Origin of the sequence: Paenibacillus solanacearum, assembly GCF_910593845.1 — a bacterium.
In the GTDB taxonomy this organism is placed as follows: Bacteria; Bacillota; Bacilli; order Paenibacillales; family NBRC-103111; genus Paenibacillus_G; species Paenibacillus_G solanacearum.
The window spans coordinates 271117-281829 of sequence record NZ_CAJVAS010000005.1 but is presented as its reverse complement, the minus strand read 5'-3'; the positions used below and the strand labels follow the sequence as shown (position 1 = coordinate 281829).

The 10713-nt window shown below is 54.6% G+C and carries 8 protein-coding genes, 7 tRNA genes, 1 rRNA gene and 1 pseudogene; 9 read left to right on the top strand and 8 right to left on the bottom strand.

Features of this window, described 5'->3' with window-relative positions; translation table 11 throughout:
- The 8 genes from KXG62_RS08980 to KXG62_RS08945 all read left to right on the top strand — a co-directional run.
- Nucleotides 1–167, top strand: a 23S ribosomal RNA gene (locus tag KXG62_RS08980); the annotation flags it as partial.
- Nucleotides 168–386: 219 nt separating this feature from the next.
- Nucleotides 387–459, top strand: a tRNA-Lys gene (locus KXG62_RS08975).
- 15 nt (nucleotides 460–474) lie between these two features.
- Nucleotides 475–560, top strand: a tRNA-Leu gene (locus KXG62_RS08970).
- Between the two features lie 11 nt (nucleotides 561–571).
- Nucleotides 572–655 (top strand) — tRNA-Leu (locus KXG62_RS08965).
- 9 nt (nucleotides 656–664) lie between these two features.
- A tRNA-Gly gene (locus KXG62_RS08960) sits at nucleotides 665–739 on the top strand.
- Between the two features lie 7 nt (nucleotides 740–746).
- A tRNA-Arg gene (locus KXG62_RS08955) sits at nucleotides 747–823 on the top strand.
- Nucleotides 824–868: 45 nt separating this feature from the next.
- Nucleotides 869–945 (top strand) — tRNA-Pro (locus KXG62_RS08950).
- A 6-nt stretch (nucleotides 946–951) separates the two neighbouring features.
- A tRNA-Gly gene (locus tag KXG62_RS08945) sits at nucleotides 952–1022 on the top strand.
- Nucleotides 1023–1266: 244 nt separating this feature from the next.
- On the opposite strand, the gene KXG62_RS08940 is transcribed toward KXG62_RS08945, so the two are convergent.
- From KXG62_RS08940 to KXG62_RS08905, 8 genes and pseudogenes are all read right to left on the bottom strand, one after another.
- Nucleotides 1267–1425, bottom strand: coding sequence for a hypothetical protein (locus tag KXG62_RS08940; protein ID WP_218091594.1), 159 nt, complete (start codon nucleotides 1423–1425; stop codon nucleotides 1267–1269).
- Between the two features lie 201 nt (nucleotides 1426–1626).
- On the bottom strand, nucleotides 1627–1953 hold the full coding sequence (locus tag KXG62_RS08935; protein WP_218091593.1) for a YnfA family protein: 327 nt from the start codon (nucleotides 1951–1953) through the stop codon (nucleotides 1627–1629).
- 124 nt (nucleotides 1954–2077) lie between these two features.
- Complete coding sequence (locus tag KXG62_RS08930; protein ID WP_218091592.1) at nucleotides 2078–3442, bottom strand: TrkH family potassium uptake protein; 1365 nt, start codon at nucleotides 3440–3442, stop codon at nucleotides 2078–2080.
- Nucleotides 3443–3680: 238 nt separating this feature from the next.
- A pseudogene (gene dctA, locus KXG62_RS08925) lies at nucleotides 3681–4945 on the bottom strand (C4-dicarboxylate transporter DctA).
- A 25-nt stretch (nucleotides 4946–4970) separates the two neighbouring features.
- On the bottom strand, nucleotides 4971–6413 hold the full coding sequence (locus KXG62_RS08920; RefSeq protein ID WP_218091591.1) for an NAD-dependent malic enzyme: 1443 nt from the start codon (nucleotides 6411–6413) through the stop codon (nucleotides 4971–4973).
- 161 nt (nucleotides 6414–6574) lie between these two features.
- A complete protein-coding gene (locus KXG62_RS08915; RefSeq protein WP_218091590.1) occupies nucleotides 6575–7312 on the bottom strand; it encodes a response regulator in 738 nt (245 codons plus the stop codon).
- A gap of 23 nt (nucleotides 7313–7335) precedes the next feature.
- Nucleotides 7336–8979 carry an ATP-binding protein gene (locus KXG62_RS08910; RefSeq protein WP_281426688.1) on the bottom strand — a complete coding sequence of 548 codons (1644 nt, stop codon included), beginning with the start codon at nucleotides 8977–8979 and terminating at the stop codon, nucleotides 7336–7338.
- Between the two features lie 60 nt (nucleotides 8980–9039).
- Nucleotides 9040–9465 (bottom strand): hypothetical protein, encoded by a 426-nt coding sequence (locus tag KXG62_RS08905; protein ID WP_218091589.1) that lies wholly within the window; start codon nucleotides 9463–9465, stop codon nucleotides 9040–9042.
- A 183-nt stretch (nucleotides 9466–9648) separates the two neighbouring features.
- Between KXG62_RS08905 and KXG62_RS08900 the strand changes: the two genes are divergently transcribed.
- Entirely contained in the window at nucleotides 9649–10707 is a 1059-nt protein-coding gene (locus KXG62_RS08900) for a DctP family TRAP transporter solute-binding subunit (RefSeq protein WP_218091588.1), read from the top strand.
- The last annotated feature ends 6 nt before the right edge of the window (nucleotides 10708–10713 follow it).

Sequence of the window (10713 nt, the reverse complement as noted above, 5' to 3'; positions counted from 1 at the left end):
AAGTACGGACGGGATAAGCGCTGAAAGCATCTAAGCGTGAAGCCCCCCTCAAGATGAGATTTCCCAGTATGTAAGACCCCTTGTAGACGACGAGGTAGATAGGTTCGGGGTGGAAGCGCGGCAACGTGTGGAGCTGACGAATACTAATCGGTCGAGGGCTTATCCAAGAGCTTTCCGAAGGAAAGCTAGCTTCGGAAGCAGTAGTTAAAGGTTCAGCATTTGACTTTTGTTGCAGCGAAGATTTATCTTTTAGAAGTGACCTTTGTGCGAAGCACAACGGAACGAGAAAAGATAAATCGGAACCCGTTTCGATCCAGTTTTCAGGGTGCAAGCCTTGAGTACCTCTGCAATACGATTGACATTTATTGTCCAGTATTGTATATTATGAGCCATTAGCTCAGTTGGTAGAGCACCTGACTTTTAATCAGGGTGTCGTAGGTTCGAGTCCTACATGGCTCACGTTTAATCTTATATGCGGTTGTGGTGGAATGGCAGACACGCTATCTTGAGGGGGTAGTGGGCTTACGCCCGTGGAGGTTCGAGTCCTCTCAACCGCACCATAATCAAATATGCGTTCGTGGCGGAATTGGCAGACGCGCTAGATTCAGGTTCTAGTGGGGTAACAGCCGTGGAGGTTCGAGTCCTCTCGAGCGCATAGTTTTACGCGGAAGTGGCTCAGGGGTAGAGCATCGCCTTGCCAAGGCGAGGGTCGCGGGTTCGAATCCCGTCTTCCGCTCCATTTATATGTGCCCTTAGCTCAGCCGGATAGAGCGTTTGACTACGAATCAAAAGGTCGGGAGTTCGAATCTCTCAGGGCACGCCATTTAGTCAAAATGCATTGAAATGTATGCGCCGCTTTTTTTAACAACGGGACGTAGCTCAGCTTGGTAGAGCACCTGGTTTGGGACCAGGGGGTCGCATGTTCAAATCGTGTCGTCCCGACCATAAAATGCGGGTGTAGTTCAATGGTAGAACTCCAGCTTCCCAAGCTGGTGGCGTGGGTTCGATTCCCATCACCCGCTTATCTTATAAGAACGTTCGAAACCCTTGTGCGCAAGGGTTTTTTATTTGCATTTTTTTCGACAAACGATGGATGATTTTTTGTCTATGTGGCAAATGAGGGGGTGGCGGAAAAGGTTACTGAGGTCATGATGTAAGCGTGAAATGAGAAATGATACCGTCTATGACTGCCTAGGATGATGAGGATATTTTTTGGATTCTTGCGAGTTGGATACCCGTCTCTATAGTCAGGCGCCGACTTCCAAGTCAAGCGCCGGTTATTTTTATGAGAGTTTCGGTTTCCTGCTCGTCCGCCGTTCTGGTAAAGACATGCTTTACAATGACATTCGGATCGATCGATAGAAGATGCGCGATTTCGATAATATCCAATTTTTTTTGAAAAGGTAGCAATGCCTTGCGCTTCAATTTGGATTTCCCCCCAATTTTAGAGTTAATTGTGAATCGTTCCAGAAATAAGTTCTTCAGAACTATTATACAGGAGGGGTCTATACAAATTCTGAACAATTAGTCCTAGTGCTGGATCGACCGTGAAGCTTTTATTCATGTTAAGTGGCGCGAGCGAATAACGCGCATAAAGAAAACCGCCCATTCGAGCGGTTATTTTTATCAACTCCGCGGGGCCCACAGCATGATAGAAACGCCTACGATGCATATCGCGGCGCCGAGCCAGTCGTATAGATCGGGTGTCTTCTTATCGACAAGCCATCCCCACAAAACGGCGAGTACGATAAACACGCCGCCGTATGCGGCATAGACGCGCCCGAATGAAGGGAAGTTCTGCAGCGTCGGAACGATACCGTATAAGATGAGAATAAGGCTCCCAACGATTCCATACCACATGGGCCTCGATTCGCGAAGCCAGAGCCAGACCATGTAGCCCCCGCCGATTTCGGCGAGCCCTGCCGCGATGAAGAGGAATACAGCCAACAGCATGAAGAGTGCCACCCCCTTACGGGTTCTCCCGTCGTTAATCGAATTTACAATTCCCTTAAGACCGTTTAGGACCGACCCCGGATCATCGTGATGCTGATTGCATTACAAAGCGATCGTATGCTCTTTACCCAATCGTAATTTTGCCCTCTGGGTACCGGTAATGTTCTTTATCCGGCGTTATGGTCAGGCTGAAGGCCAGTGTAACGGGGCCGAGGCGCCCGATAAACATAAGCAGAACAATCAAAATTTTACCGAACGATGTGAGCTGGGGGGTTAATCCCAACGACATGCCTGCGGTTGCATAGGCCGAGGTAACTTCAAATAAAATGCCGAGAAAGGAAAACTCCTCGGTTGTAGACAGCAGCATCGTAAACACGACGATAATCAGGAACGAAATCATCGTAAACGTAATCGCTTTGTAAATCCGATCGCTGGCGATACGACGCTGGAACATGACAATGTCCTCTTTGCCGCGAACCATCGCAAGCATCGCCCCGATCAGGATGGCAAAGGTCGTAACCTTGATCCCTCCCCCGGAGGAGCCCGGCGCGGCGCCGATAAACATCATGATGATGAGGAAAAACTGCGTCGCCTGACGGAGTGACCCGATATCCAGTGTGTTCAGCCCTGCCGAACGGGAGCTGACCGATTGAAACAGCGAGCCAAGGATTTTGCCCGTCGGAGATAATGGCTGCAGCGTATGCGTGTTCGTAAATTCAAAGATGAAGATGATCAGGCAGCCTACGGCGATCAATATTCCCGATACGCTCAGAACGACTTTACTGTGAAGCGTAAGCTTTTTGTTGATGCGATAAGTGAGTAGGTCAGAAATGACGATAAAGCCGATGCCGCCGAGCACAATCAGTAATATGGTAATGATATTGACAAAAGGATCGTCCACATAATGGACCAGGCTGCCGGGACGATCCTTGAGACTGCTGAACAAGTCGAAGCCGGCATTATTGAAGATCGAGATGCTGTGAAAGATGCCGAAATAAAGTGCTGTTTTGAAAGGCAGCTCGAACCACCAGCGAAGGGTTAGCAGAACAGCCCCTGTCAATTCAATAATGAGAGAGTAGAACAGCACTTTGCGAATGAGCCGGACGATGCCCTCGGTTGAGTTGTGATTCATCGCTTCCTGTAAAATGAGACGTTCGCGAAACGTTATTTTTCGTCGAAATACGAGGGCGATCAGGGTGGCCATCGTCATGAAGCCGAGTCCTCCGATCTGTACAAGAAGAAGCAGCACGATTTCGCCGAAAAAGGAATAAAACTGGCCTGTATTCACGACGGTCAGTCCGGTGACGCAGGTGGCCGATGTAGCCATAAACAAAGCGTCCAGGAAATGCTGGCCTGTCCCGTCGGCCGATGCGACAGGAAGCGACAGAAGGAAGGCTCCGGCTAAAATAATGAGGATAAAGCCGAGCGACAGCACTTGGGGAGGATTGAGCGAGAAGGTAAAGCCCTTCTTCTTCAAACGTTTGAACATGAGATACCTCGAATGGTTAAGTTTCGATCTATTGTATAATTCGAGGGCCGGAAAGTAAAGGCCGCGGGCGGCGGCGGTGCTGGGATTCGGGGTTTCCATTCGTTTGCTTTGCGGCATCGTTGCCTGCAAGGCTGCTCGGGGATGGCAGCGATGAGCACAGAAAAGAACCGCCGCATTAGGCGGCAGTTCTGTGTGATTGACTGAAAGGAATGTAACCGCTGGTTGGCAGGCCGGTGGCCTAGTTCGTGACCATATGGCCGCCGTCTGCGACCGAAACAGAGGCAGGCGCGGACGGCGACGATGCAGCAGCAGCGCGCTGCGATGGATCGAATTGCTTCTCGCTCTTGGCGATCACGACGGTGGCGACGCTGTTCCCGATCAGGTTGGTGATGGCGCGGGCTTCGGACATGAAGCGATCGACGCCGAGCAGCAGCGCCATTCCCTCAATCGGGATTACGTTGCCCGGAACGGCTGCGAGTGTGGCGGCCAGCGTGATGAAGCCGGATCCGGTTACACCTGCCGCGCCTTTGGAGGTGAGCATCAGCACCCCAAGCAAAGTGACGATTTGAAGGAATGTTAATTCGATACCGTAAGCTTGGGCGATGAACAAGGCGGCCATCGATAAGTAAATCGACGTGCCGTCCAGATTGAAGGAATAGCCTGTCGGGACGACAAGTCCGACCACCGACTTGGAACAGCCGTATTTCTCCAGACGTTCCATGAGCCGCGGCAGTGCCGATTCGGAAGACGACGTACCGAGCACGAGCAAAATTTCTTCCTTAATGAATTTCAGCAGGTTGAAGACGCTGAAACCGTAAAACCGGGCAATGCCCCCGAGAATGAGGATAACGAACAGGAACAACGTGATATATACCGAACCCATCATTTTGCCGAGCGAGAACAAGGACCCGATGCCGAACTTGCCGATGGTGTAAGCCATCGCGCCGCCGGCGGCGAATGGGGAGAAGCGCATGATCAGCGCGACGAGACGGAAGAAAATATCGTTCATTTTCTCGAAAAAGACGGTGACAGGCTTGGCCTTTTCGCCGAGTCCGGCCATGGCAAGACCGAACAGGACGGAGAAGAACAGGACGGGAAGCATTTCGCCCTTGGCAAGGGCGCCGACCACGCTGTCCGGAATGATGCTGAGCACAAATTCCATGAAGCCGTGGCCCCGACCTTGCTGATGTCCATTCCGGTTCCCGGACGGACGATGTACATGACCGCAATCCCGATTGCCATCGCGAACGTAGTGACGATCTCGAAGTAGAGCAGCGCCTTGCCGCCGATGCGGCCGATTTTTTTCATATCGCCCATATTGGCGAATCCGATGACGATGGTGAAGAAGACGATCGGAGCGATCACCATCTTGATCAGCTTGACGAAAATATCGCCCAGCACCTTCAATTCTACGCCGAAGGCGGGAAAAAACTGGCCGATGAATATACCGATGACGATGGCGATCAGCACTTGAACGGTCAAGTTTTTAAAATTGATTCTCATCGCAATACCTCATTTCCTCGTTTTCTTAGTAGTAGGGAACCGGCTGCTTCGGTGCGGTCGGCTGCGCTTTGCGGGCGACGCCCGATTCGTAAGCCGCCTGGATCACGGCTTCGCGCACCCGTTCGACGACCGCGGTATTGAACACGCTCGGGATAATGTAATGCTCGTTGAGTTCCTCGTCGCTGACGACGGAGGCAATCGCTTTGGCTGCGGCCAGCTTCATCTGTTCCGTTACGCAGGAAGCGCGGCAGTCAAGTACCCCGCGGAAAATGCCGGGAAAGCAGAGCACATTGTTGATCTGGTTCGGGTAATCCGACCGCCCTGTCGCCATGACGCGAACATAAGGCTCCGCTTCCTCGGGCAAAATTTCCGGCGTCGGGTTGGCCATCGCGAATACGATTGGATCGGGAGCCATCGCTTTCAGGTCGTCGACCTTCAGCACGCCGGGGCCGGATACACCGATAAACACGTCAGCGCCGCGGATGACTTCCGACAGAGAGCCGGTCAGCCGGTCCGGATTCGTATGATCGGCGTACCACTGCCACGCAGGGTTGGAGTACGTCTCGCCGCTGACGATGGCGCCGGAGCGGTCTACGCCGACAATGTGCCGTACGCCGGCAGCCAGCAGCATCTTGGAGCAGGCGATACCGGCGGCGCCGATGCCGCAAACGACGATCTTGCAGTCCTCGAGCCGTTTGCCGACAATCTTGACAGCGTTCAGCAGGCCGGCGAGCAGGACAACCGCGGTACCGTGCTGGTCGTCATGGAATACCGGGATATCCAGCTCCTCAACGAGCCGCTGCTCGATCTCGAAGCATCTCGGCGAGGAGATGTCCTCCAGGTTAATGCCGCCGAACGATGGTGCAATCGCTTTCACGATAGCGATGATTTCTTCCGTGTCCTGCGTATTGAGGCAGATCGGGAACGCGTCGACGCCGGCGAATTGTTTGAACAGCACCGCCTTGCCTTCCATAACCGGCATAGCGGCTTCCGGGCCGATATTGCCGAGGCCGAGTACGGCGGAGCCATCCGAGACAACGGCGATCGTATTCCGCTTGATCGTCAGCGAATGCGCCCGGGAAGGCTTCTCATGGATGGCCATGCACACGCGGGCGACACCCGGGGTATACACGCGGGAGAGGTCGTCGCGGTTTTTGATCGGCGTCTTTGGCGTCGTTTCGAGCTTGCCGCCGAGATGCATCAAGAACGTCTGGTCCGAGACGTGGATCACTTTGGCGCCGGGCACAGCGTTGACAGCCTGTACGATAAGATCGGTATGCTTCTGATCGTATACGTTGACCGTAATGTCGCGAACGATCGTCGTTTTATCGGAGCGGCCTACGTCGATGGCGACGATATCGCCGCCGCTGTCGCCAATGGCCGTGGCGATTTGACCGAATGAAGCGGTTTCTTTGTGAAGCTCAAGGCGAAGAATAATGCTGGTATGGGCACCGGAGGGAATGGACATCCGTTAGGTCACTTCCTTTGTTCGTTTTGCGTGACCTCATGATATCGCTTTCAGGAATCGTTGTGAATCATATGACCATAATGGTTGTTTTGATCATTTTGGTCTTAAGCGGGTCGTACCGTTACGGGAACGAAAAAAAGACCGCACAATGCTCACGCAAATTAGTGCGATCCGTGGGAGGATGGGGGAGAAGGGGAGGTAAGCATGTACTTGTTAACCGGACGTCCTACGCCGTACTGCAGATCCAGCCGCAGTTGACCGCTCTTCTCCAAATAATCGAGGTAGCGGCGCGCCGTCACGCGAGCAATGCCGACGCCTTCGGCAACTTCTTCGGCAGAGAGCGGGTGCGGCTGGCCGAGCAAATATTGCATGATTTGCTTCAGCGTTACCGCCTGCAGTCCTTTCGGCAGCTCGGCGGCTGGCAGCACCGGCACGTCAGGCACGGTTGCCGCGGAAGACCGGCTCCCGCCGAACAGCATCCGGTCCAGCTCGTGCTGGGTTGCTGTCTGTTCGCTGCCCAGCGCTTCCTTCATCTGTCGGTAATGCTCGAGCGCCTGTTTCACGCGCTCGAATTTGAACGGTTTGATAATATAGTCGAACGCCCCGTTCTGAAGCATGCGTTCGATGGTACGCCGATCGCTTGCGGCGCTGATGACGATGACATCGACGTAGAGCTGCTCTTTGCGTATTTGCGTCAGCGTCTCGATGCCATCCTGCAAAGGCATGAAAATATCGAGAATGACGAGTTGGGGCTTCACTTGGCGGACCAGCTCCAGCCCTTCCGTGCCGCTTCCCGCCACCCCGGCGATGCGGAAGCCCTCGACCCGCTCCACGAATTGGCGGTTCACTTCCTGCACCATCGGGTCGTCCTCGATCAGAAGTACGGAATAAACGTTCATGTGAAGGAAAGCTCTCCCTTAGGCTAGGATAGAGACATGGGGAAGGTAATCACGAACGATGTCCCTTTATCCGGCGCGGAATCGATGTCGATCGTTCCTTCCCCTTTGTCGACGATGCCGCGTACTAAGTACAGTCCGATCCCGCGGCTGCTGCCGCGCTTGGTCGTGAATCCGCGCTCGAACACTTGGGATTGAGTCGTGGCGTCCATGCCCGGACCGTTGTCTTCCACAAGCACGGATAGCGCGTCGTCGTCTTGTGCGATGCTGACGAAGATATGCTTCTCGCGGCCGGTTTGCTGCTGCAGCGCATCGAACGCGTTCTCGATCAAATTGCCGAGCAGCAGCACGAAGTCATGATGGTCGAGCCGCGGCGGGAACCGGTCCAGCCGGCTCTGGCGGTCGATCGTCACGTCGATGCCGAGCTCGCGGCCGCGGCTGATTTTTCCGATCAGCAGCCCGGTCAGGCTGTCGTTGCGGATACGTTCGGATAAGAAGCGGGTGAGCTCGCCTTTTTCTTCGGTCGCTTCAAACAAATATGCCAGCGCCTTCTCGTTATTGCCGAGCTGGATAAGCCCGCCGATCGTATGCAGCTTGTTCATGTACTCGTGGCTCTGCACGCGCAGGGCGTCGACGAACGCCTTGACGCCCGTCAGTTCTTCCGCCATGCGAGTGACCTCGGTACGGTCCTGGAATATAGCGACGGCGCCGACGGTTTGGCCGCCAACGGTGATGGGAACCCGGTTGCTCATAATGAGCGTATCGCCGACGGCCAGCTCCTGGTTGTAGATCGGCCGGTTCAGCTCCAGTATTTCGGGCAGTCGCGTATCGGGAATGACGTCCCAGATCGACTTGCCGATCACGTCTCCGGTAATGTTGAAGATATGCTTTGCCTTGTCGTTGAAAATCGTAATGTTCTCGTCTTTATCGATCGCGATGACGCCTTCATGCATCGCATGGAAGGTCGCGGTGCGCTCAACCAGCAGCCGGGCGATTTCATGAGGCTCGAGCTCGAACATTTGGCGCTTGATATGCTGCGCAAGCCGCCACGAGCCCCACAGCCCGAACAGCAGCGAGAGCAGCAGCACGACGTAGCCTTGGCCGGTGAGGCCAAGCAGCACGTCCAGCGTCGTCGGCATGATCCGGCCGACGAGCGCGACGCCGATCTGCACGTGATCGGCGTTCATGACCGGCACGAAGGCGCGCAGCGCCGTGCCGAGCTCACCCTTTGCCTTGGACACGTACGTGTGCTCGGCAAAGGCGGCCCCTTCATCGGCGCCTTCCGAAACGGTGCCGATGGCGCTTTGAACCGGGTGCGACAGCCGTACCCGGTTCATGTCCATCACAACGACGTACGTAACGTCGTTGATGATGCGGATGCGCTCGGCGGCCGCCTGCACGCCGGGGCGCAGCTCCAAGCGCGTCAGGCCGTCCGCGACCTCCGGCATTTGCGCTACCGTGCGCGCCGTGACGACAAGCCGGCGTGACAGCTCCTCCTCCTTGAGGCGAATAATGCCGCCAAGCAGGATTGTACCCCCGATGCAGACGGAGAACAGAACGATGCCGAACGACCAAATCGCGATTTTCCAATTGATTTTCAACCGCTGCAGCAATGCCCGTCCGTCTCCTTTCATGCCGCTGTTCGAGGTCAAGTACAACCTATCATACATCAGCGGGGACTGCTTGAAAACAATAAAACCCGACGGGCATCCGCTTTGGATGCCGACGGGTCACGACGAACTGCCGGTCGATTTCGTATTTTTTTTTGAGCCGCCGCCGGAGCTTTGCTCTCCATCCGGGTTATCCGTTCCGCTCTGGTCCGATTTTTTCGTGCCGAAATGATTCGTTCCTTTGCGGACCTTTTCCTGGAATTCAATTTCGCGGCGCAGCGACTCCTCGCGCATCTTCTGGTATTCCTTCAGCCGCTTTTTTTCATCCTGGCGAATCTTTTGCTGCTGTTCCAGCTCGCTTTGTTTGATGTCCTTGTACATCTTCATATGCTGCTGCAGCTCGGCATCGATCGGCTGATTCTGATTTTGGCTTTGCGCTTTCGTTCCTTTGTCTGTCTTGGTTCCGGTTTGCCCGCCGCAGCCCGCAAGAGCCAAGGTTACGGCAGCGATGACGGCGCAAGCCGCCGGCGCATTCCTCAGTTTCATGGCGAAAACCTCCTTTGGTTCGGACGTAAGCTTACAGCATGATCATATTGGGCGACGAGTATGGATGCGCTTAGTATAACCGCCGGTGCAATATTTCATGAATGGCAAGGCGCTCGTCGGAAAAAGCGATTTTGTGTATACTAAGCACATGATTTGCGGCAGACGCAGCGAAGGGGGCGCGGCATGAGGCCGTTGTTGAGCACCGTATTATTCATCTTGGCCGGATTGGCGGCGGCGGCCGCAATCGGATTTTATCCGGCGTTTGTCGGAGAACCGGTGGTCCAGGACGACGAACAAACCGGCTTTGATAAGACGCTTGTTATGAAATTCAGCCATGTCGTGGCGGAAAATACGCCCAAAGGCTTGGCCGCGCAAAAGTTCGCCGATCTCGTCAAGGAGAAGACAAGCGGCCGCGTGTCCGTCGAAGTGTTCCCCAACGGGGTGCTGTATACGGAAAAAGATGAAGTAGATGCCTTGATGCGCGGCGATATTCAACTGATCGCGCCGGCCTTTGCCAATATTTCGGAGCGGGTGCCCGCGTGGGAGCTGTTTGACCTGCCGTATGCTTTTTTGTCGGAAGAAGCGGTGGAGGAAGCCTTTGCAGGGGAAATCGGACGTATCTTGTTCAAGAAGCTGGAGAGCAGCAATATGGCCGGTCTGGCTTATTGGAGCAACGGATTCAAGCAGATGACATCGAACCGGGGGCCGTTAGTCCGTCCGGAAGATTTTAGAGGGCAGCGGTTCCGCATATTGCCGAGCAAGGTGATTGAAGCGCAGTTTACGCTGTTCGGCGCCAGGACGATTGCGATTCCGTTCAACGACGTGTACCGGGGGTATGAGACGGGCATTGCGGACGGCGGGGAAAATACGATTTCGAACATTTATACGAAACGGTTTTACAAAGTGCAGCAATATATGACGATCAGCAATCACGGTTATCTCGGCTACGGGGTGCTGACCAACAAGAAATATTGGGACAAGCTGCCCGAAAGCGTGAGAAAAGCGGTGAAAGAAGCGATCGATGAAACATCGGCTTGGGCGAACCGGAACGCCATTCAGATGAATCAGGCGCAGCTGGACGACATTCGCACGCATTCCACGATCCAGCTTCACCTGCTGACAAGCAGCGAACGGGCGGAATGGATGCAGGCCTGGGACCCGCTGTATCGCCAATTCGAACGCACGATCGGACGCGAGCTGATCGAGGAGGTTCGACGGCTGCAGCAAAAATACGGCGGCTAGCCGGGG

Coding starts and splice junctions, on each gene's coding strand:
- KXG62_RS08935 (WP_218091593.1), bottom strand. CDS start 1,953: ATGCTGTTGGCTGTATTCCTCTTCATCGCGGCAGGGCTCGCCGAAATC.
- KXG62_RS08930 (WP_218091592.1), bottom strand. CDS start 3,442: ATGTTCAAACGTTTGAAGAAGAAGGGCTTTACCTTCTCGCTCAATCCT.
- KXG62_RS08920 (WP_218091591.1), bottom strand. CDS start 6,413: ATGTCCATTCCCTCCGGTGCCCATACCAGCATTATTCTTCGCCTTGAG.
- KXG62_RS08915 (WP_218091590.1), bottom strand. CDS start 7,312: ATGAACGTTTATTCCGTACTTCTGATCGAGGACGACCCGATGGTGCAG.
- KXG62_RS08910 (WP_281426688.1), bottom strand. CDS start 8,979: ATGTATGATAGGTTGTACTTGACCTCGAACAGCGGCATGAAAGGAGAC.
- KXG62_RS08905 (WP_218091589.1), bottom strand. CDS start 9,465: ATGAAACTGAGGAATGCGCCGGCGGCTTGCGCCGTCATCGCTGCCGTA.
- KXG62_RS08900 (WP_218091588.1), top strand. CDS start 9,649: ATGAGGCCGTTGTTGAGCACCGTATTATTCATCTTGGCCGGATTGGCG.